General features: G+C 73.8%; 19 protein-coding genes and 1 tRNA gene. 10 read left to right on the top strand and 10 right to left on the bottom strand.

Annotated features, from left to right (window positions below; translation table 11 throughout):
* Positions 1-19 precede the first annotated feature (19 nt).
* The 4 genes from ENKNEFLB_RS17045 to ENKNEFLB_RS17060 all read left to right on the top strand — a co-directional run bounded on the left by ENKNEFLB_RS17045 (position 20) and on the right by ENKNEFLB_RS17060 (position 3,746).
* Positions 20-1,453 (top strand): cytochrome ubiquinol oxidase subunit I, encoded by a 1,434-nt coding sequence (locus tag ENKNEFLB_RS17045; protein WP_246535629.1) that lies wholly within the window; start codon positions 20-22, stop codon positions 1,451-1,453.
* A complete protein-coding gene (locus ENKNEFLB_RS17050; RefSeq protein WP_214056470.1) occupies positions 1,450-2,457 on the top strand; it encodes a cytochrome d ubiquinol oxidase subunit II in 1,008 nt (335 codons plus the stop codon). The genes ENKNEFLB_RS17045 and ENKNEFLB_RS17050 overlap by 4 nt, the downstream gene beginning before the upstream one ends.
* A gap of 81 nt (positions 2,458-2,538) precedes the next feature.
* Positions 2,539-3,132, top strand: coding sequence for a DUF805 domain-containing protein (locus ENKNEFLB_RS17055; RefSeq protein ID WP_214056471.1), 594 nt, complete (start codon positions 2,539-2,541; stop codon positions 3,130-3,132).
* Positions 3,129-3,746: a TetR/AcrR family transcriptional regulator gene (locus ENKNEFLB_RS17060; RefSeq protein WP_214056472.1), complete on the top strand. Its 618-nt coding sequence runs from the start codon at positions 3,129-3,131 to the stop codon at positions 3,744-3,746. The genes ENKNEFLB_RS17055 and ENKNEFLB_RS17060 overlap by 4 nt, the downstream gene beginning before the upstream one ends.
* Here ENKNEFLB_RS17060 and paaI read toward each other — a convergent pair.
* From paaI to ctlX, 7 genes are all read right to left on the bottom strand, one after another.
* Positions 3,743-4,240 carry a hydroxyphenylacetyl-CoA thioesterase PaaI gene (paaI, locus tag ENKNEFLB_RS17065; RefSeq protein ID WP_214056473.1) on the bottom strand — a complete coding sequence of 166 codons (498 nt, stop codon included), beginning with the start codon at positions 4,238-4,240 and terminating at the stop codon, positions 3,743-3,745. The genes ENKNEFLB_RS17060 and paaI overlap by 4 nt on opposite strands.
* Positions 4,233-5,342 carry a 1,2-phenylacetyl-CoA epoxidase subunit PaaE gene (paaE, locus tag ENKNEFLB_RS17070; RefSeq protein ID WP_214056474.1) on the bottom strand — a complete coding sequence of 370 codons (1,110 nt, stop codon included), beginning with the start codon at positions 5,340-5,342 and terminating at the stop codon, positions 4,233-4,235. Before paaE ends, paaI begins: the two co-directional genes overlap by 8 nt.
* Positions 5,343-5,344: 2 nt before the next feature.
* Entirely contained in the window at positions 5,345-5,857 is a 513-nt protein-coding gene (gene paaD / locus ENKNEFLB_RS17075; RefSeq protein WP_246535630.1) for a 1,2-phenylacetyl-CoA epoxidase subunit PaaD, read from the bottom strand.
* A complete protein-coding gene (paaC, locus tag ENKNEFLB_RS17080; protein ID WP_214056475.1) occupies positions 5,854-6,768 on the bottom strand; it encodes a 1,2-phenylacetyl-CoA epoxidase subunit PaaC in 915 nt (304 codons plus the stop codon). The genes paaD and paaC overlap by 4 nt, the downstream gene beginning before the upstream one ends.
* 9 nt (positions 6,769-6,777) lie before the next feature.
* Positions 6,778-7,158 carry a 1,2-phenylacetyl-CoA epoxidase subunit PaaB gene (gene paaB / locus ENKNEFLB_RS17085; RefSeq protein ID WP_425543675.1) on the bottom strand — a complete coding sequence of 127 codons (381 nt, stop codon included), beginning with the start codon at positions 7,156-7,158 and terminating at the stop codon, positions 6,778-6,780.
* Positions 7,155-8,147, bottom strand: coding sequence for a 1,2-phenylacetyl-CoA epoxidase subunit PaaA (gene paaA / locus ENKNEFLB_RS17090; protein ID WP_214056476.1), 993 nt, complete (start codon positions 8,145-8,147; stop codon positions 7,155-7,157). Before paaA ends, paaB begins: the two co-directional genes overlap by 4 nt.
* A gap of 86 nt (positions 8,148-8,233) precedes the next feature.
* Positions 8,234-9,277 (bottom strand): citrulline utilization hydrolase CtlX, encoded by a 1,044-nt coding sequence (gene ctlX / locus ENKNEFLB_RS17095; protein WP_214056477.1) that lies wholly within the window; start codon positions 9,275-9,277, stop codon positions 8,234-8,236.
* A gap of 181 nt (positions 9,278-9,458) precedes the next feature.
* Between ctlX and ENKNEFLB_RS17100 the strand changes: the two genes are divergently transcribed.
* Positions 9,459-10,829: an HNH endonuclease signature motif containing protein gene (locus ENKNEFLB_RS17100; RefSeq protein ID WP_214056478.1), complete on the top strand. Its 1,371-nt coding sequence runs from the start codon at positions 9,459-9,461 to the stop codon at positions 10,827-10,829.
* Positions 10,830-10,857: 28 nt separating this feature from the next.
* Here the strand turns inward: ENKNEFLB_RS17100 and paaK are convergent, their stop codons facing one another.
* Positions 10,858-12,165 (bottom strand): phenylacetate--CoA ligase PaaK, encoded by a 1,308-nt coding sequence (paaK, locus tag ENKNEFLB_RS17105; protein ID WP_214056479.1) that lies wholly within the window; start codon positions 12,163-12,165, stop codon positions 10,858-10,860.
* A 114-nt stretch (positions 12,166-12,279) separates the two neighbouring features.
* Between paaK and ENKNEFLB_RS17110 the strand changes: the two genes are divergently transcribed.
* Entirely contained in the window at positions 12,280-12,777 is a 498-nt protein-coding gene (locus tag ENKNEFLB_RS17110) for a GNAT family N-acetyltransferase (RefSeq protein WP_214056480.1), read from the top strand.
* Here the strand turns inward: ENKNEFLB_RS17110 and ENKNEFLB_RS17115 are convergent.
* Both ENKNEFLB_RS17115 and ENKNEFLB_RS17120 read right to left on the bottom strand, forming a co-directional pair.
* Positions 12,752-14,800, bottom strand: a complete 2,049-nt coding sequence (locus ENKNEFLB_RS17115) for a penicillin acylase family protein (RefSeq protein WP_214056481.1) — start codon at positions 14,798-14,800, stop codon at positions 12,752-12,754. The two genes, ENKNEFLB_RS17110 and ENKNEFLB_RS17115, sit on opposite strands and share 26 nt — an antisense overlap.
* A gap of 47 nt (positions 14,801-14,847) precedes the next feature.
* On the bottom strand, positions 14,848-15,798 hold the full coding sequence (locus ENKNEFLB_RS17120; RefSeq protein ID WP_214056482.1) for a pirin family protein: 951 nt from the start codon (positions 15,796-15,798) through the stop codon (positions 14,848-14,850).
* Between the two features lie 63 nt (positions 15,799-15,861).
* Between ENKNEFLB_RS17120 and ENKNEFLB_RS17125 the strand changes: the two genes are divergently transcribed.
* From ENKNEFLB_RS17125 to ENKNEFLB_RS17140, 4 genes are all read left to right on the top strand, one after another.
* Positions 15,862-17,484 (top strand): phytoene desaturase family protein, encoded by a 1,623-nt coding sequence (locus ENKNEFLB_RS17125; protein WP_214056483.1) that lies wholly within the window; start codon positions 15,862-15,864, stop codon positions 17,482-17,484.
* 95 nt (positions 17,485-17,579) lie between these two features.
* Positions 17,580-17,652: transfer RNA gene (locus ENKNEFLB_RS17130), tRNA-Lys, on the top strand.
* A gap of 512 nt (positions 17,653-18,164) precedes the next feature.
* Complete coding sequence (locus tag ENKNEFLB_RS17135) at positions 18,165-19,586, top strand: hypothetical protein (protein WP_214056484.1); 1,422 nt, start codon at positions 18,165-18,167, stop codon at positions 19,584-19,586.
* On the top strand, positions 19,565-20,494 hold the full coding sequence (locus ENKNEFLB_RS17140) for an alkaline phosphatase family protein (protein WP_214056485.1): 930 nt from the start codon (positions 19,565-19,567) through the stop codon (positions 20,492-20,494). The genes ENKNEFLB_RS17135 and ENKNEFLB_RS17140 overlap by 22 nt, the downstream gene beginning before the upstream one ends.
* Positions 20,495-20,660 lie beyond the last annotated feature (166 nt).

Below are 20,660 nucleotides of genomic sequence, written 5' to 3' on the forward strand. Positions count from 1 at the left end.
CGGTCGTACCGTCCGAGGTGTGGAACCCGTGCTGACCACCCTCGCCCCCTTCCTCACGACGCTGGCTGCCGACGTCGCCGAGCCCGCCGGCCTGCTGCCCGCCCGGCAACAGATGGCCCTCTCGCTGGGCTGGCACATCGTGCTCGCCTGCTTCGGCGTCGCCCTGCCCACGATCATCGCGGTCGTCCACTGGCGCGGCGCCTTCCGGGGCGACCAGGGTGCGCTGCTGCTGGCCAAGCGGTGGGGCAAGGTATCGGCCGTCCTGTTCGCGATCGGCGCGGTCTCCGGCACGGTGCTGGGCTTCGAGATGGGGCTGCTCTGGCCCGGGCTGATGGGCACCTTCGGCGACGTGGTCGGCCTGGCGTTCGCCTTCGAGGGCCTCTCCTTCTTCGTCGAGGCGATCTTCCTCGGCATGTACCTCTACGCCTGGGGGCGGATGGACCCCCGGCACCAGTTCTGGATGCTCGTGCCGATGGCCGTCTCGGGCATCTCCGGCACGTTCTTCATCCTCAGCGTGAACGCCTGGATGAACGCACCCGTCGGCTTCGACATCGTCGACGGCGAGGTCGTCAACATCGACCCGTGGGCGGTCTTCACCAACGACCAGGTGTGGATGCAGTTCCTGCACATGTGGCTGGCGGCCTTCATGGTCGCCGGGTTCGCCGTGGCCGCGGTGTACGCCGCCGGGATGCTCAAGGGCCGCCGCGACCGCCACCACCGGCTCGGGTTCATGGTCCCCTTCGCCTTCGCCACCGTCGCCGCCCTGATGCAGCCCTTCGTCGGGCACCTGCTCGGCCTGCGGGTCGCCGAGACGCAGCCGGCCAAGCTCGCCGCCTTCGAGCTGGCGCTGGAGACCGAGAGCCCCTCACCGCTGCGTCTCGGTGGCATCGTCGTGGACGGGGAGGTCGTCGGGTCGATCGACATACCGGTGCTCGGCTCGGTGATCGCCCGCAACTCCTTCACCGAGCCGGTGCAGGGCCTGGACACCATCCCGGTCGAGGACCAGCCGCCGGTGAACGTGGTGCACCTCGCCTTCCAGACGATGATCGGGATCGGCAGCCTCTTCGTGCTGGTCGTGCTCGCCTACTGGGGTGCCCGCTGGCGCGGCCGCGACCTGCTGGAGAACCGGTGGTTCCTGCGAGCGGTCGTGGCCTGCGCACCGCTGTCCGTCGTCGCGCTGCAGGCCGGGTGGATCGCCACCGAGGTCGGACGCCAGCCCTGGGTCGTCTACGGGGTGATGCGGACGAACGAGGCCGCGGGCGACAACCCCGGGCTGTGGTGGCTGCTGGGTGCGACCACCGTGGTCTACACCGGACTGACCATCGGTGCGGTCCTGGTGCTCCGCTCGATGGCGCGCCGGTGGCGCGACGGCGAGGAGGACCTGCCCAGCCCGTACGGCCCCGAGCCCGGTGACGCCGAGGTCGAGCCGGCCGGTACGGGGGCCGCCCGATGAGCCTCGAGCTCGTGGTCGCGGCGGTGATGTTCACCGGCGTGCTGGCCTACGCCGTGCTCGGCGGCGCCGACTTCGGCTCCGGGTTCTTCGACCTCACCGCCGGCGGCGACCGGGAGGGGGCGGCGTTGCGCACCCGGATCGACCACAGCATCGGGCCGGTCTGGGAGGCCAACCACGTGTGGCTGATCTTCGTGCTGGTGACCTGGTGGTCGGCCTTCCCCAGGGCCTTCGCCGCCGCGATGGACACCCTGATCCTGCCGCTGCTGCTGGCCCTGCTCGGCATCGTGCTCCGCGGCTCGGCGTTCGCCTTCCGCAAGTACGCCGCCACGCTCGGCCAGGCGCGCTTCTTCGGTGTCGTCTTCGCCGGGTCGTCGCTGGTCACCCCGTTCTTCCTCGGCGCCACCGCGGGGGCGATCGCGTCCGGGCGGGTGCCGCTCGACGGCCGGGACGGCGTGTGGTCGTCGTGGCTGACGCCCACCTCGGTCATCGGTGGGCTCGTCGCGGTCGGGACGTGCATCTTCCTGGCCGGCTGCTTCCTGGTCGCCGACGCCCGTCGAGGGGGTGAGGACGAGCTCGCGGAGACGCTGCGCCGACGCACGCTCGTCGTCGGCCTGGTCACCGGGCTGGTCGTGTTCGCCGGGCTGCTGCCGCTGAGGGCGGACGCCCCCACGCTGTGGGACGGCCTCACCGGCCGGGCGCTGCCGCTGGTGCTGGTCGCCTTCGTGGCCGGACTGGCCACCCTCGGGCTGCTGCTGGTGCGGCGCTACGCCCTGGCCCGCCTGACCGCCGTGGTCGCCGTGGCCTCCGTGGTCAGCGGCTGGGGCGTCGGCCAGCTGCCGTGGCTGCTGGTCGACGAGGTCACGGTCGCCGACGCCGCCGGCGCGACGGCCACCCTGCAGGGCCTGCTGGTCGCCTTCGGCCTCGCCGCCGTCCTGGTGCTGCCCCCGCTGGTCTACCTGCTCCGGCTGACCCAGACCGAGCAGTGGTCGCGCCCCTCCCACTGAACCCGTCGACCCGTCCGCGCGGCCCGGGCGTCCCCGGGCGGGCGGATAGCATCGGGCCCCGCCCACCCCGGAGGAGCCGCCGTGTCCCTGCCCGACGCCGTCAGGAGCGTGCTGCGCCAGTACGCCGGGTTCTCCGGCCGCGCGCCCCGCTCCGAGTTCTGGTGGTGGTTCCTCGTCACCCTCGTCCTCGGTCTGCTCGCCGGGACCGTCGACCTCGCCGTGGCCGCCGTGGTCGGCGTCTCGCCGTTCAACCTGCTGCTCGTCCTGGCGCTGTTCCTGCCGACCCTGGCCGTGACCGTGCGACGCCTGCACGACAGCGGGCTCAGCGGGTGGTGGGTGCTGCTGTTCTACGGCCTCGGGCTGGCCTCGGCCGTCGTGTCGGTCGTCGCCGTGGTGACCCTGGTCGTCGGCGCGGTGCAGGGCTCCGACCTGGCCCCGGACGGCTCGGACGGCGGGGCGGCGCTGACCGTCGGGCTGGTCCTGCTGGGCGTGGCCGCGGTGGCCGGTCTCGCCTCGGCGCTCACCTGGCTGGTGATGATGCTGCGGTCCTCGACGCCGGGCGTGAACCGGTACGGCCCCCCGCACGGTGCGCCGGTGCCGGCTCCGTGGGCCCCGCCGCAGGTCCCGCCGTACGGGATGGACGACACCCAGCCGTTCGGCCGGCCGTACGCGTGAGCGCGGGGCAGCCGCCCGCACGACGTGGTCGGCCGGGCTACGACCAGGAGACCGTCCTGCGGCGTGCGGTCGAGCTGTTCAACCGCCAGGGCTACGACGCGACCAGCATCGGCGACCTCGCCCGCGAGCTCGGGCTGAGCAAGTCGGCGATCTACCACCACGTCGACAGCAAGGAGCAGCTGCTCTCCGCGGCGCTCGACGAGGCGCTGGACGCGCTGACCTCGGCGGTCGACGCGGCCCTCGACCGGAGCAGCGGGGCGACGGCCGACGCGCGCCTCCAGCAGGTCGTGCAGCGCTCGGTACGGATCCTGGTCGAGCACCGGCCGGCGGTGACGCTGCTGCTGCGGGTGCACGGCAACAGCGAGGTCGAGGTCGCTGCGCTGCGCCGCCGACGGCGGCTCGACGAGCGGCTCGCGGGCCTGGTCGCCGAGGCGGCGGCCGAGGGCGCGGTGCGCTCCGACGTCGCGCCGGAGCTGATCAGCCGGCTGCTGTTCGGCCTCGTCAACTCCCTGGTCGAGTGGTACCGGCCCGAGGGGCCGGTGGACGTGGACACCCTGGCGAGGTCGATCGCCGTGCTGGCCTTCGACGGGCTGCGCGTCCCGCCGAGCGGCTAGCCCGGGCCGGGGAGGGCGGGCTCGGGGAGGGCGGGCTCGAGGAGGGCGGGGTTGCGCCGCCCGGTGCTGCGGCTGCGGCCCCGGAACTCCGCGATCGCCACCCCGTCGGTGGCGCGGGCGACGGTGACGTCGAAGATCCCGGACCTCCCGCGGAGCGCGACCTCGCGCGCGGTCGCGACCAGCTCGTCGCCGAGCCGTCCGGGCTCGAGGAACGAGACGTCGAACCCGGCCGCGACCGTCACGGTGCCGCGGGAGTTGCAGGCCACGGCGAAGGCGCTGTCGGCCAGGGTGGCCAGCAGGCCGCCGTGGCAGGTCCCCCACCCGTTGACCATGTCGTCGCGCACCGTCATCGTCACGCTCGCGGTGCCCGGCCCGACCGCGGCGACCTCCATGCCGAGCATCCGGCTGGCGGCGTCGCCGGCCCACATCGCCGCGGTGCTGGACCGTGCGACCTCGTGCTCCGTGCCGGTCCCGGGCGGCGGGCCGTCAGGCATCGAAGTCGACCGTGACCGTGTCGCCGACCGGGAAGCTCTGGCAGGTCAGGACGTAGCCGCGGGCGACCTCGTCGTCGTCGAGGGCGTAGTTGCGGCGCATGTCGACCTCGCCGGTCGGGACGTGCGCCCGGCAGGTGCCGCAGACCCCGCCCTTGCAGGCGAAGGGCAGGTCGTGGCGGGTCGCGGCGGCGCCGTCGAGGACGCTCTGCCCCCGGGGCATCGCGGCGGTGGTGGTCCGCCCGTCCAGGACGATCGTGACCTCGCTGGTCTCGCCCTCGACGACGGCCTCCTGGCGGACGACCTCCGGCGGCGGCTCGTCGACGTAGAACAGCTCGAAGTGGACCTTGTCCGGCGACACCCCCAGCTCGCCGAGCACCTCGCGGGCGTCGGAGATCAGGCCGAAGGGTCCGCAGAGCCAGACGTGGTCGACGGAGCCGAGCGGCACGAGCGCGCCGAGCAGGCGACGCAGGCGGTCGGCGTCGAGGCGCCCGGAGAAGAGGTCGACGTCGCGCGGCTCGCGGGAGAGCACGTGGATCAGGTCGAGGTGCGGGCCGTGGACGTCCTTGAGGTCGGCGAGCTCCTCGGCGAACATCACCGTGCTGGTGCGGCGGTTGCCGTAGACCAGGGTCACCCGGGAGTCCGGGTCGGTGAGCACCGTGCTCGCGATCGAGAGCATCGGGGTGATCCCGGACCCCGCGGCGATGCAGAGGTGGCGGGTCCGGCTGGTCGGCTCGGCCCGGAAGCTGCCGGTCGGGGTCTGCACCTCCACCACGTCGCCCACGGCGACGTCGTGCACCAGCCAGGAGGAGAAGAGGCCGCCCGGGATCTCGCGCACCCCGACCCGCGGCGGCGAGCCGGCGGGCGCGCAGATCGAGTACGAGCGCCGGTGCTCCTGCCCGTCGACGTGGCGGCGCAGGGTGAGCGCCTGACCGGCCCGGAAGTCGTAGGCGTCGGCGAGCTCGTCGGGGACCGCGAAGGTGATCGCGGCGGAGTCGTCGGTCAGCCGCTCGACGGCGGACACGGTCAGCTCGTGGAAGGTGGCCCGGGCGGCACGGGCGGCACGGGCGGCTTGCGCGGGCCGGTCGGGCTGGACGGCGGTCATCCTCAGATCTCCTTCACGTGCTCGAACGGCTCGAGGCAGTCCTCGCATCGGTACATCGCCTTGCAGGCGGTCGGGCCGAACTCCGAGGTCAGGGCGGTGGCGGGCGAGCCGCACCGCGGGCAGAGCAGCTCGCGACGGGTCGGCAGCAGGTTCAGCGGCACCGGCCCCCCGTGGGCCGGGGCCGGCCCGGGGGCCGACAGGCCGTGGTCGCGCAGGGCCTGACGGCCGCGCTCGCTGATCCAGTCGCTGGACCAGGCCGGCGTCAGGGCGACCCGGACCCGGACGTCCTTGAAGCCGTGGTCGCGCAGCCGGTGCACGAGGTCGTCGCGCATCGTGGCCATCGCCGGGCAGCCGGAGTAGGTCGGGGTGATCGTCACCGTGACGACGCCGTCGGAGGCCACCACGTCGCGGAGCACGCCGAGGTCGGCCAGGGTGAGCATCGGCATCTCGGGGTCGGTGACCTCGGCCGCGACCCGCCGCGCCCGCTCGGCGGACAGCGACACGGTGGCGGTCACCAGCGGCCCAGCGGGTGCGCCCGGGCCACGACCTGCATCTCGGCGAGCATCCGACCGAGCGCCTCGGTGTGCCGGCCGTCGCGCCCGGCGCCGCGTCCCAGCGGACCGGTCGGCCGCACGTCGGGCCGCTCGACCCCGCTCACCGACAGCACCTGCTCGAGCAGCACGTCGACCTCGTCGACCACCATCGCCGGGTCGACGCCGAAGCCCTGCCCGGCGGCGGCCGCCTCGACGGGGTGGGTGTCGAACAGCTCGGCGCGCAGCGGCCACACCAGGGCCAGCCCGGCCAGCAGCCGGCGGCGGGACTCCTCGGTGCCCTGCGCGAGGGTCAGGAACCAGCGGGCGGCGTAGTCGCGGTGGTAGGCGACCTCCTTGACGCCCTTCGCGGCGATCGCGGCCAGCACGGTGTCGTCGCTGGACCTCAACCGCTCCAGCAGCGCCAGGCGGTAGGTCGCGAAGACCAGCAGCCGGGCCACCGTCACGCCGAAGTCGGCGTCCTCGGGCTCGACGAGGCGGACGTTGCGGAACCCGGCGTCGTCGCGGAAGAACGCCAGCGCGTCCTCGGGCGGCACCGGGGAGCCCTCCGGCAGGACCGGCACGACCGAGGGGTCGGCCGCCGCGGCCCGCGCCAGCAGCAGCCGCGCCTGGCCCAGCAGGTCCAGGGCGATGTTGGCCAGCGCGATGTCGTCCTCGAGGTCGGGGGCGTTGCTGGTCCACTGGGACAGCCGGTGGGAGTAGACGAGCGCGTCGTCGCCGAGCATGAGGCAGTAGGTGGCCAGCGCGGCGGGGTCGACGCCGTCGGCGATCGTGGTGTCCACCCCGGCGAGGGGGTCCTCGAAGTCGGTCCCGAAGGCCCACTGCGAGTCGTCGCCGCCGAGGAGTCCGTCGTAGGCGCTGTCGTGGTCTGTCATGGCCCTGCCCTACATGTGGGGGACGTCGTCGGGGATGTCGTAGAAGGTGGGGTGGCGGTAGACCTTGTCACCGGCGGGGGCGAACAGCGGGTCCTTCTCGTCGGGGCTGCTGGCGGTGACGGCCGAGGAACGGACCACCCAGATGCTGACGCCCTCGTTGCGCCGGGTGTAGACGTCCCGGGCGTGGCGCACCGCCATCTGGTCGTCGGCGGCGTGCAGCGAGCCGACGTGGACGTGGTTCAGGCCGCGCTTGCCGCGGACGAACACCTCGTAGAGCGGCCACTCCCCCTGCGGCACCTCGCCGACCGCGGTCGGCACCCCCTCCAGCGGTACGGCGCCGTGGCCGCCGCCGGCGTTGAAGTCCTGCGCCTGCGGGGTCTCGTCGCTCACGACGCGGACCCCCGCTGCACCGTCTCCTGCTGGCGGCGGGCGAAGGCCGTGGCGGCGTCGCGGACCCAGGCGCCGTCCTCGTGGGCGCGACGACGGTGCGCGATGCGCTGGGCGTTGCACGGACCGGAGCCCTTGACCACGGCGTAGAACTCGTCCCAGTCGGGCTGGGAGAAGTCGTGGTGTCCGCGCTCGGCGTTCCAGACCAGGCCGTCGTCGGGCAGCGTCACGCCGAGCGCCTCGGCCTGCGGCACCGACATGTCGACGAACTTCTGGCGCAGCTCGTCGTTGGTGTCGCGCTTGATGCCCCACGCCATCGACTGCTCGGTGTTCGGCGAGTCGTCGTCCGGCGGGCCGAACATCATCAGCGCTGGCCACCAGAACCGGTCGACCGACTCCTGGACCATCGCGCGCTGCTCGTCGGTGCCGCGCATCATCGTCGACAGCAGCTCGAAGCCCTGGCGCTGGTGGAAGGACTCCTCCTTGCAGACCCGGATCATCGCCCGGCCGTACGGCCCGTACGAGGTGCGGCACAGCGGCACCTGGTTGCAGATCGCGGCGCCGTCGACCAGCCAGCCGATCGTGCCGACGTCGGCGTAGGACAGCGTCGGGTAGTTGAAGATGGAGGAGTACTTCTGCCTTCCCTCGACCAGCTTCAGCGTCAGCTCCTGCCGGCTGACCCCGAGCGTCTCGCAGGCGGAGTAGAGGTAGAGCCCGTGGCCGGCCTCGTCCTGCACCTTGGCCAGCAGGATCGCCTTGCGCCGCAGCGACGGCGCGCGGGTGATCCAGTTGCCCTCGGGCTGCATGCCGATGATCTCGGAGTGTGCGTGCTGGGCGATCTGGCGCACCAGCGTCGAGCGGTACTTCTCCGGCATCCAGTCCCGCGGCTCGATCCGGTCGTGACGTGCGATCGTGGCGTCGAAGGCGGCCAGGAGCTCCGCCTCGTCCGGGCCCTCGCCGTCGGGTCGGGTCTCCTGCGTCTGCGCGGTCATCGCCACCTCCGGGATCACGTCCGCCCGGTTAACAGACCGAACGGTCAGGAATCAGTTTCGCACGCGACCGACGGCGGCGCAACGCCTCACGCGTCCCGACGGGCGTCGTCGTCGACCAGGTGCCCGTCGGGCGTGACCGGGTGGTCCTCGTTGATCGCGACCACCGCCTGCGTGAGCCCGGGCGCGACGTCGTCGGGACGTCGGTCGAGGTGGATGCCGGCGATCATGCAGCGCACCGACCCTCCGGCGAGCTCGATGGTCGGGATGTCGACGGCGACGATCCGGCACGACTCCTCGATCACGGCGACCTGGTCGGGCCGCAGGCTGCGCCGGGCCCGCGCCGACATCACCATCAGGTAGCAGCGCCGACCCTCGGGCGTGCGCCCGCAGAGCTCGACGGCGTTGCCGGCGAACTCGCGGACCTGCTCCTCGGTCAGCTCCACGACGGACCGACCGTTCACGCTGAGCCGCTCGCGCACCTGCTCGCGGCGCCGCTCGTCGGGGATCATCCCCAGCGCCATCAGCGCGACCTCGGTGCCGACGCAGCCCATGACGTTGGTGTGGTAGACCGGCACGCCGTGCGCGTCGACGGCGTCGAAGGACATCGGCTCGTAGGTGAAGTCGGTGCAGAACCGTTCGAGGACCTGGGTGTCGGCGCGGTGGCTGCGCGCCGCGTAGGCGACCCGGGAGACGTGGTCGAGGACCATCGCCCCCGTCCCCTCGAGGAAGATCCCGTCCGGCTCGAGGCCGGAGTAGTCCACGATCGTCTGCACCCGGTACTGCGACTTCAGCATCTCCAGCACGTCGGCACGCCGCTCGTGGCGGCGGTTCGAGGCGTACATCGGGAAGACGGCCACCGCCCCGCCGGCGTGCGTGGAGACCCAGTTGTTGGGGAAGACGCTGTCGGGCCTGGTGTGGTCGTGGTCGTCGAAGACGTGCACCCGGACGCCGACGGCGCGCAGCGCGTCGGCCACCGCGTCCATCTCGCTCAGCGCACGGGCCGCGACCACCGCGTCCGACTCCCCCGGGGGCACGTCGGCCTGGAAGGCGTTGTCCGCTGCCGTGGCCGGGTTGGGCAGGAACCTGCTGGCGCGGACGAGGATGACGGCGGACGGGGCCTGGGCACTCACGTCGGGGCACGTTACGGCCCGCCGAGATGACGCTTGCGGCGCCTCGAGGTGACGCTCGCGGACACCCCGACCCCACCCTCCCGCGACTGTAGACGAACCTTTGTTCTACTGTTGCTCTGCCGTGGGTGGATAACCCCGTTTCAGCAGCACCGATGTCGGCGGCGAGTGCTTGAGTAGACCCATGACCACCACCACCGACGCCGAGACGGAGCTCGGGTGCGAGGCACCCTGGGAGCCGGGTCCGGCACGGGTACGTCCCGGGGTCCGCGTCACCGGTGCCCTCCTCGACGCCCGTGGCGCGGTCTCGGCTGCGGCGGGGGTGTCGACCGCGGCGTTGTCGAACACCGACCTGACCACCGCCGCCCACGAGATCACCGCCCTGGAGTCCCAGGTCGCTGCCTACAAGCTCGCGGTCCTCGCCGAAGCCCGCGACCGCGGCCAGCACGGCCCCGTCGGCGAGGAGGCCGACACCGACCCCGCAGCCTGGCTCGGCAAGCTCACCGGCGACCCCACCGAGGTCCTTCGCGGCGGGCTCTGGATCGCCCGACTTCTTCAGGAGAAGTACCACCACACGCGGCGTGCCCTGGAAGCCGGGACCCTGCGCCTGTCCCAGGCCAAGGTCCTCGTCCGCGCCGCCGAACGCGCCCCCAAGACACTCACCCGCGACCAGATCGCGTCCGCGGAGGAGTCGCTGGTGCTGACCGCGACCGGCGAATCCTCACCCACGAACGCCAAGGGCCGGCCGATGACCGCGGCACGGCTACGCGACGAGGCCCGCCGGGTGTACGCGAACATGCTCCCGTCGAAGGCCGAGGCCGATCAGGCCGAAGGCGACGACACCGCCGCCGAAGAACACGACGCGCACCGCGAGTGCTACCTGTCGCTGAACGACCGCGGTGACGGGACCTTCCGCGGGACGTTCGTGATCCCCACCCTGCACGGCAGGATCCTGCAAGCCGCCCTGGAGAAGCTCACCGCACCCAGACGCCACACCCGCGACACCGACGGGACGCCCCTGACCGACGAGTCCGCCCAGCACGGCACCTCCTACGGCGAGAAGATCGGTGCCGGGTTCTGCGAGCTCATCGAGCACCTGCCCACCCAGGGCTTCGACCACGGCAACACCATCGGACTCCTCATCACCGCAGCCCTCGACAAGATCGCCGCCGGCGTCGGGACCGGGACCCTGGCCACCGGCGAAGCGATCAGCATCCGCTCGATCCGGCGCCTGGCCTGCAACGCCGGCCACCTCCCCGTCGTCCTCGGCGGGGACTCCATGCCCCTCGATGTCGGGAAGTCCCGGCGCAAGTTCACCCGCCACCAGGGCTGCGCCCTGAACACCCTGCACGACACCTGCGGCATCGCCGGCTGCGAGAGACCCTTCGCCTGGTGCGAGCTCCACCACCTCCTGGAATGGTCCCGCGGCGGCCCCACCGACCTGCGCAACGCGTTGCCCCTGTGTGGGCACCACCACCGCAAAGCTCACGACCCCGCCTACGAGATGCGCAGGCACCGAGGACGCGAGTACGTCCTGAAGAAGATCAGACGGTAGGCCGGGCGTCGGCCCACCCCGGCGACGCCTACCGCGCCACCCGCCGATCCACGATCCGCCGCATCTTGCCCATCGAGCGCTCGACCGAGCCCGGGGCCACGGCCCGGACCTCGATGCTGACCCCGATCCGGTTCTTGACCAGGAGCTGCAGCTCGGCGCCGGCGCGGTCGGCCGTCGCCGGGTCCACGCCCTCGCGCCGCTCGACCACGACGACCATCGAGTCCAGCCTGCCGGTCCTCTCGAGCACGCACTGGAAGTGCGGCGAGAGCGCCGGCAGCGACAGGATCAGCTCCTCGATCTGGGTCGGGAACAGGTTCACCCCGCGCAGGATGATCATGTCGTCGGTGCGCCCGGTGATCTTCTCGATCCGGCGCATCGTGCGGGCGGTCCCCGGCAGCAGCCGGGTCAGGTCGCGGGTGCGGTAGCGCAGGACCGGCATCGCCTGCTTGGTCAGCGAGGTCAGCACCAGCTCGCCCTCCTCGCCGTCGGGCAGCACCTGCCCGGTCACCGGGTCCACGACCTCGGGGTAGAAGTGGTCCTCCCAGACCGTGAGCCCGTCCTTGGTCTCCACGCACTCGGCGGCCACGCCGGGCCCGATCACCTCTGACAGCCCGTAGATGTCGACGGCGTGCATGTCGAGACGCTGCTCCATCTCGCGGCGCATGTCGTTGGTCCACGGTTCGGCGCCGAAGATCCCGACCCGTAGCGACGTCCCGCGCGGGTCGACGCCCTGGCGCTCCATCTCGTCGACGATCGCGAGCATGTACGACGGCGTGACCATGATCAGGTCCGGCTCGAAGTCGACGATCAGCTGGACCTGCCGCTCGGTCATGCCACCCGACACCGGCACGACGGTGCAGCCGAGCCGCTCGGCGCCGTAGTGCGCCCCGAGCCCGCCGGTGAACAGGCCGTAGCCGTAGGCGTTGTGCAGCACGTGCCCGGCCCGGCCGCCGGCCGCCCGGATGCTGCGCGCCATCACGTGGGCCCACGTGTCGATGTCGTCGCGGGTGTAGCCGACCACCGTCGGCCGACCGGTCGTGCCGGACGACGCGTGCACCCGCACCACCTGCTCGCGCGGCACCGCGAACATCCCGTACGGGTAGTTCTCGCGCAGGTCGGCCTTGGCCGTGAACGGCAGCCGCGCCAGGTCCTCCAGCTCACGGACGTCGTCCGGGTGCACCCCGACCGCGTCCAGCGACGCACGGTAGTGCGGCACGTGCTCGTAGGCGTGCCGCACCGACCAGCGCAGCCGCTCGGTCTGCAGCGCGCGCAGCTCGTCGACCGACGCCGTCTCGATCGTCTCCAGGTCCCCTGGGCGGGGGCCGAGGTCCTCCATGGGCGTCTCCTCGCTGCACGACGTACCTGACCGATCGGTCGGCAAGCCTAGGTGACCGGGGTCACGGGCGGTAGGCCGTGCGCGCCGGCGGGGTGACGCTCCTAGGGTCGTTCCGTGACCAGCTCCCCCGCGCCCGCGGCGACGATCGCCGAGGTGGACCCCCGCGACCCGCTCGCCCGGCAGGCGCTCGACGCGTACCTCGCCGAGGTCGCCCAGCGCCTCGACGTCACCTTCGACCCGGGCCCGGTCTCCGACGCAGGGCGCTGGCTGCTCGGCCGCGACGCGGCGGACCCCTCCCGGCCCGTGGCGTACGGCGGTGTGGTCGCCGTGAGCTCCGGACCCCAGCGCGGTGCCGGCGAGGTCAAGCGGATGTGGGTCGACCCGGCCTGGCGCGGCACCGGTCTCGGCGGGCGGCTGCTGCGCGACCTCGAGGCGCTGGCCGGACGGCTGGGCCACCCGCGCGTCGTGCTGGACACCAACCTCGTGCTGACCGAGGCGGTCGGGCTCTACGAGCGGGCCGGGTACGCCCGCGTCGAGCCGTACAACGACAACCCGCACGCCCAGGCGTGGTTCGCCAAGGACGTGCTCACCCGCGGTCCCGCCGACCGCTGAGCGGCTCCTCGACGAGCCGGTCCCAGTCGGTCACCACCGGCAGCAGCCGCCCGGCCGCCCAGGCGTCGAGCTGGTCGTGGTGGTGGGGACTCCGGGGGTCCGCGGACGCCCCGGTCGGGACCACCCAGCCCGAGGCCTGCACGTCGGCGAGGTCCCAGGCGTAGCGCGCCACGGGCCCTCGCCCGCAGGCGTCGGTGAGTCCCGGGTAGGAGGCGCAGGCGCGCACGCAGTCGGTGTCGCCCGACAGCGGTACGGCCGGCACCGCCGCCGCGGCCGGGGCGGCGGCGCCGAGCGGGTGGACCGGGGCGAGGACGTGGGTGGCACCCCAGGTCGCGGGCAGCCGGCCGGCGCCGCGGTCGGCGAGCACCTCCTCGCGCGCGGCCACGGCATGGGCACGGAGGTCGATGCCCAGGGGCCGGTCGACGGCGGCCAGTGCGGGCAGCGCCCTGCCGACCCGGACCGTGAGGTCGAGCGAGGGCGCCAGCACGCTGCTGGGGGCCGGCGCGCGCAGCGCGTCCAGCACCGGCTCGGCCACCACCCGCCGGGTCAGCGCCGAGCGCCAGGCCGCGAAGAGCGCGGCGTCGGCCGAACCGGCCTCCATCCGTCCGTCCCAGCCCTCCAGCCAGCCGTCCCAGGCGTCGGTGAGGACGGTCAGCCGGGCGCGGGGGTCGAGCAGGGCGTCGTCGTGGAAGGTTGCGAGGTCGGCGACCGTCAGGTCGTCGCGCCCCTCGAGCAGCGCCCACAGCCGGTCCCGCCGGTAGGGCCCGGCGAACAGCGCACCCACGTCGTCGCTCTCCGGGCCGCGGCGGTCGTTGGCGGTGACCAGCGCGCCGCCCGGTCCGACGTCCGCGGGGCGCGGCGGGTCCAGCCAGCCGCGCCAGTCGGCGGCGGGGTCGGCGGGGTCCGCCAGCCGGCGCCGGTTGGCGTCGTCCCGCAGCGGCACCCGGCCGACGAGGCGGTAGCGGACCGCGCCGCCCCGGTCGGCCACGACCAGGTTGTTCACCGGCTCCACCCAACCGGCGAACGCGGCCTCGACGTCGTCGGCGCTGCGTGCGCGCAGCAGGCCGAGCAGCGTCCCGAGGCCGGTGTCGCCGAGCTCGGAGACGGCGGTCCGCAGGGCCAGCCCGCGCCCCTCGGCGAGCCCGCCCTCGATCACCTCGCCCCACGGCGTCCGGACGACCTCGACCTCGACCGGGTCCTGGCCCGCCACCTCGACCACCTCGACGTGGTGCTCCGTCACCGACGCCGTGTCGTCGGCGTCGAGGCGCACGGCGTACACGTCCTGGTAGTCGGCCATCGCGTTGGTGATCGCCCAGGCCACCTCGCCGGCGTGCGCGAAGTGGGGTGCGCCGGGCACCCCGGGGAAGGCGAAGCCGACCACGTCGAAGGCGTCGTCGGGGTCCTCGCAGGCCAGTCGGACCTGGAGGTACGCGCCGGGCGACTCGATGATGCGATGGGGGTCGCCGGCGACCAGGGGCCACCCGCTCGCGGTCCGTGCGCCGCCGACCACCCAGGCGTTGCTGCCGCCCTCCGGGCCCTCGGGGTCGAGCAGGTCGGCCCCCTCGCCCAGCGCGTCGTGGGCGCGCTGGCCCCAGAGCTTGCCGCCGAGGTTGGCGAACATCAGGTGCTGGGCCAGGAACACCGCCAGCGGCGTCCACTCCTCCCACGGCTGCGGCGTCGTCCCGAGCGCCGCGAGCTCCGGCACGGCGGCGTGGGCCGGGTCGTCCAAGCCGACGTTGACGCCGTCGACGTAGGCGGCGACGAAGGCGCGGGACTCCTCGTCCAGGGCGGCCCAGCCGCGGCGGGCGACGTCGACCAGCCGGGCCCGCCGGGCCAGCACGTCCCAGTCCAGCCCGGCCGGTCCGGCGACGGCCGCGGTCGTGCCGGTGGCCCGGCGGCGCAGCCACTCCAGCTGGAAGGCGCGGTCCCGCGCGGTCACCTCCCCCTGGCCGTGGGCGAGGTCGAGCACGTCACGGGCGCGGACGTGCGGGACGCCGTGCTGGTCGCGGAAGAGGCGGGCCATGCCCGCACGCTAGCCCCGGCCGCGCACCGCGCGCGGGGCCCGGCGGATCAGGCCCCGACGGGGTGCCCGAACGCGCCGCGCTGGAAGTCCTGGTACGCCGCGAGCACCTCGTCCTTGCTGTTCATCACGAACGGCCCGGCCCAGGCCAGCGGCTCGCGGATCGGCTGCCCGCCGATCACGACCACCTCGAGCGCGGGCGAGCGGCTCTCCTGGCTGCCGGCCGCGGCGAGGCCGAGGTAGTCACCGGCCCCCATCACGGCGGCCTGGCCCGCGGCGATCGGGCGGTCGTCGACGCCGACGGTCCCGCGCCCGCTGAGCGCGTAGACCAGGGCGTTGAACTCGACGGTCCAGGGCAGCTCGAGCCGCGCGCCCGGCTCGATGCTGGCGTGCACCATCGTCATCGGGGTGTACGTCGCGCCGGGGCCGTCGTGGCCGCCGACCGAGCCCGCGATGACCCGGACGAGCGCACCCGCGTCGGGCGTCGTGAGCAGGGCGACGTCGGTGCTGCGCAGGTCCTGGTAGCGCGGGGCGCTCATCTTGGCCGCCCGGGGCAGGTTGACCCACAGCTGCAGGCCGTGGAAGAGGCCGCCGGACTGCACCAACGACTCCGGCGGGGCCTCGATGTGCAGCAGCCCGGAGCCGGCGGTCATCCACTGCGTGTCGCCGTTGGTGATCGTGCCACCGCCGCCGTGGGAGTCCTGGTGGTCGAAGGTGCCGTCCATGATGTAGGTGACGGTCTCGAACCCACGGTGCGGGTGCCAGGAGGTGCCCTTGGGCTCGCCCGGCGCGTACTCCACCTCGCCCATCTGGTCCATCATGATGAACGGGTCGAGCTGGCGCAGGTCGATGCCGGCGAAGGCCCGACGGACCGGGAAGCCCTCCCCCTCGTAGCCCTGCGGCGCCGTGGTCACCGACCACACCGGGCGCGGCTGGTCGCCGAGGCCCGGCGAGGACAGGCGGGGCAGGACGGTCAGGTCGTCGACGGTGATCGCGGGCATGGCCACAGCGTACGACTCTTTCGTTGAACTTTCAAGCATCTTCGTCGGCGCTAGGTTGTCGCCGTGACCGACCCGAGCCCGACCCGCTCCCACTACGACGTCGTGGTCGTCGGCGGCGGCCACAACGGCCTCGTCGCGGCCGCCTACCTGGCCCGCGCCGGACGCTCCGTGCTCGTGGTCGAGCGTCTGGACCACACCGGCGGCGCCGCCGTCTCGGCGCCGGCCTTCCCCGGCGTGCCGACCCGGCTCTCGCGCTACTCCTACCTGGTCTCGCTGATGCCGACCCGGCTGATCACCGAGCTCGGCCTCGACCTGAGCCTGGTCTCGCGCGACACCGCCTCCTACTCCCCGGAGTCGCGCGACGGCCGCGACACCGGCCTGCTGGTCGAGTCGGTGGAGGGCGAAGCCACCCGACGCTCCTTCACCGACCTCCTCGGGGCCGAGCGGGGCCGGGCCGAGCACGAGGCCTGGCAGCGCTTCTACGCCGACGTCGCCGGGCTCGCCGCGGTCGTCGCCCCGACCCTGATGGAGCCGCTCCCCGCCGAGCAGGCCGTGCGCGACCAGGTCGACGCCGCCGTCTGGCGCGACCTGGTCCAGCGCCCGCTCGGGGAGACGATCGAGGCCCGCTTCTCCGACGACCTGGTCCGCGGCGTGGTCGGCACCGACGCCCTGATCGGCACCTTCGCCTCGATGCACGACCCGTCGCTGGCCCAGAACCGGTGCTTCCTCTACCACCTGATCGGCAACGGGACCGGCGAGTGGCGGGTGCCGGTGGGCGGGATGGGCGCGGTCACCGACGCGCTCGCGCGGGCCGCCGCGCAGGCCGGGGCCGAGGTGCTCACGGGCGCCGGCGTCAGCGCGATCCGTACTGGCCCCGCCGGCGAGGCCGGTGGCGGCGCGGAGGTGACCTGGCACGACGGCACCCGCGAACGCACCGTCGGCGCCACGCGGGTGCTGGCGAACGTCTCCCCGTGGGTGCTGTCGATCCTGCGGGGCGCGCCGGAGGAGCCGGGCCTCAAGCCCGAGGGCTCGCAGCTCAAGATCAACCTCCTGCTCGACCGCCTGCCGCGGCTGCGCTCCGGGGTGGACCCGGCGGTCGCGTTCGCCGGGACCCTGCACCTCGGGGAGTCGTGGAGCGCGCTCCAGGCGGCGTACGACGACGCCGCGGCGGGCCGGCTGCCCGCCCGACTGCCCGGCGAGGTCTACTGCCACTCCCTGTCGGACGGCTCGATCCTGGGGGACGTCCCGGCGGGCACGCACACGCTGACCTACTTCGGGCTGCACACGCCGGCCCGCCTCTTCGAGGGCGACGACGGCAGCCGCAAGCAGCTCGCCGTCGAGCGCGCGATCGCCTCGCTGGACGAGCACCTCGCCGAGCCCCTGATGGGCTGCGTGGCCCGCGACGCGCACGGCGACCCGTGCCTGGAGGCGAAGGTGCCGCAGGACGTCGAGCGCGACCTGGCCATGCCCGGCGGCCACATCTTCCACGGCGACCTGGACTGGCCCTGGGCGCCGGGACGCGCGCTGCTGGACACCCCGGCCCGCCGCTGGGGCGTGCAGACCGACCACGAGGCGGTGATGGTCTGCGGGTCCGGCTCGCGCCGTGGTGGCGCGGTCTCCGGCCTCGGCGGGCACAGCGCCGCGATGGCCGCCCTCGAGGAGCTCGACGGGGCCCCCGCGCGCTGAACCCCGGGTGAGCGCGGGATCACCTCCGGCTGATTTCACGCCTCGGCGGGGACGCTGGTAACGTCTGTCCTCGCCGCAGCGCAGCACCGCGGCATGCGCCATTAGCTCAATTGGTAGAGCAGCTGACTCTTAATCAGCGGGTTGTAGGTTCAAGTCCTACATGGCGTACCGACACCGCAGCAGGCAGGCCCTCCCAGGTAGACCCGGGGAGGGCCTTCGTCGTTCGTGGGGGTCGGTGCGCGCACCGGACACACCACGACGAGAGGCTCCTCCATGGCTCAGCGGCAGTACGGCCTGGTCAAGTTCGCGTTCGACGCCGTCCTGACCCTGCTCACCTCGGGGCTCTGGCTGATCTGGATCTTCGTCCGGGAGATGCGCCGCAGGTAGGAACGCCGCACGTCCCGCACCTCACCCCGGCTCGTATCTGACCGCGCCACCGGGCAGGGTCGCCTGCTGGTCCGGACGTCGGACGGCCGGGTGGTCCGCGACGGGTCTGCGGACGTGCGGCACCCCGGGGGTGGCCGCGGCCTCCACCCGGTGGATCGCATCCCGGGACCGGACCCAGCAACCCCGTCACCCGCTCGTGGGATACCTCAATTGGGAGACGCGGGAGAAGCACCGGAGTCCTAGGCTCTCGTGCAGGCACCGCCGACCGGCGGTCCTGACCCCGGGAGGGCGTCATGAGGACCACGCCACCGACGGGCACCCTCGCCCCGCCCTCGCGTCTGGTCGCCATGGCGGCAGTGGCCGCGGCCTGCATCCTGGCGGTCACGACACTGCAGATGCAGGGCCTCACCCCGGCGCACGCCGCGACCGGCTCGGTCGTGGTGGTGGTGAAGTCGCCGGGGGCGCCCTCGGCCGGGGAGTCGGCGGTCCGTGCGCGACTGGTGGCTGCCGGCCACGCCGTGACGCTGGCCGACGACAACGCCGTCGTCGCGGCCGACGTCGCCGCCGCCGACCTCGTCCTGATCAGCAGCACCGTGTCCGACAGCGTGCTCGGCTCCCGGCTGGCGGGCGTGTCCGTCCCGGTGTGGGTCGCCAAGCCCTACCTGCTGGACAACTACGGACTGGCCGGGGCGGGCGCCGGGACGGCGTACGGCACCCGCCCCGGCGGGGCGGTCGACGTCACCGATCCGGCGCACCCGGCCGCGGCCGGCCGCAGCGGGGCGGTCGCGTTCCAGGCTGCCGGCCAGCAGCTCTCCTTCGGTCGGGCACCGACCTCGGCCCACGTCGTCGCGACCGCCGGGGGCGAGGCCACCGTGTACGCCGTGGCGGCGGGCGACCCGCTCGCCGGAGGCTCGGCCGCGCCGGCCTGCCGGCTGACCTTCCCGCTGGTCAACGACGCCCCCACCACCTTCACCGCGGACGCGTGGGCGATGTTCGACGCCACCGCCGCCTGGGCCGTCGCGGGCTGCGAGAGCCTGCCACCCACCCCGAGCGGCACGAGCGTCGCGTACGTCGCTGGGGCGCCGGGTGCGTTGAGCGCCCAGGAGCAGTGGGTGATCGACCGGATCGCGGGAGCCGGCCACGACGTGGCCGTCCTCGACGACACCACGGTCACCCCGGCCACTGTCGGCGGGACCGACCTGGTCGTCATCGGCCACTCGGTCAACCCCGGGACCCTCGGCGACAAGCTGCTCGACACACCCGTCCCGGTGTGGATCGCCAAGCCCTACTCGTTGCCCCGGTTCCAGGTCACCGGCCCGACGGCCGGCACCGACTACGGCGACAAGCCGGGCCGGACCTGGGTCGTCACCGGCGGGCACCCGCTGGCGGCGGGCCGCAGCGGCACGCTCACCGCGTACTCGGAGACCCGGCGGGTGTCCTGGGGGCGGCCGGTCAGCGAGGCGACGGTGGTCGCGACCGCCGACGGGTCGCCGACCGTGTTCACCGTCCCCGCGGGCGTGACGCTGGCCAGCGGCACCGAGGCAGCGGGCTGCCGCTACACCTTCCCGCTCTTCGCGCTCGGCCCGACCTCGATGACCGCTGACGCGAGGGCGATGTTCGACGCGGCCGTGGAGTGGGGCGTCGGTGGCTGCGGCTCGTCGGAGCCGCCCGTCGGCGGGTCCAGCACGTCGTGGTGGTCTCCATCGACGGCCTGAACCCGCAGGCGCTGACGACCCTCGGCGCGGCCGGGGCACCGACGATCGTCCGGCTCGAGGGCGAGGGTGTCTCGACGCGCAACGCCCGCTCGACCTTCGACGAGACCGAGACGCTGCCCAACCACACCTCGATGGTGACCGGACGCCGCGTGGCACTGCCCGGCGGGCACGGCGTCACCTTCAACGAGGACGACCAGTCGACCGTCCACGACACCGCGGGTCAGTACGTCACCTCCGCCTTCGACGTCGTGCACGACCGGGGCGGCTCGACCGCGCTCTACGCCGGCAAGCCGAAGTTCGGCTTCCTCAACCGCAGCTGGAACGGGACCAACGGCGCGCCTGACGCGGTCGGCGCCGACAACGGGCGCGACAAGATCGACACCTACCTCCAGGTCACGTCCGGGGCGACCAGCACCGACGCGCTGGTCGCCGACATCGGCGCCGGCACCCTCGCCGACCTCACCGTTCTCCACCTCGCCGAGCCGGACCAGGCAGGCCACGCGTCCGGCTACCTGTCCCCGGCGTACCTCACGGCACTCACGCAGACCGATGCCCGCCTCGGCCAGGTGGTCGACGCGCTCGCGGGGTCCCCTGGCTACGCCGATGACACGGTGCTGGTCGTCACCAGCGACCACGGCGGCACCGGCACCGTCCACTCCGACGCCACGCAGGCGGTCAACTACACGATCCCGTTCCTCGTGTGGGGGCCCGGCGTGGCCGCGGGACAGGACCTCTACGCGCTGAACCCGGCCCGGCTCGACCCCGGTACCGGCCGGCCGGCCGACACCGCCACGAACCCGCCGGTGCGCAACGGCGACGTCGCCAACCTCGCGACCGACCTGCTCGGGCTGCCGAGCGTGCCGGGCTCGACGTACGGCCCCGGCCAGGACCTGCGCCTCGCGCCCTGAGGCCCGCTGGGTGTCTCCCCGAGGAGCAGCAGGCACCGACGCCACCCGTGGTCGCGCCGACGTCGTGCACCTCACCCCGCCGCGGATGTGACCGTCCGGCCGAGCCCGACCTAGGCTCGGACATCGTTGCCGTAGACAACCGTCTCGACAGCCGCCCCGCATCCCG

This window comes from Nocardioides aquaticus (assembly GCF_018459925.1).
Classification (GTDB): Bacteria; Actinomycetota; Actinomycetes; order Propionibacteriales; family Nocardioidaceae; genus Nocardioides; species Nocardioides aquaticus.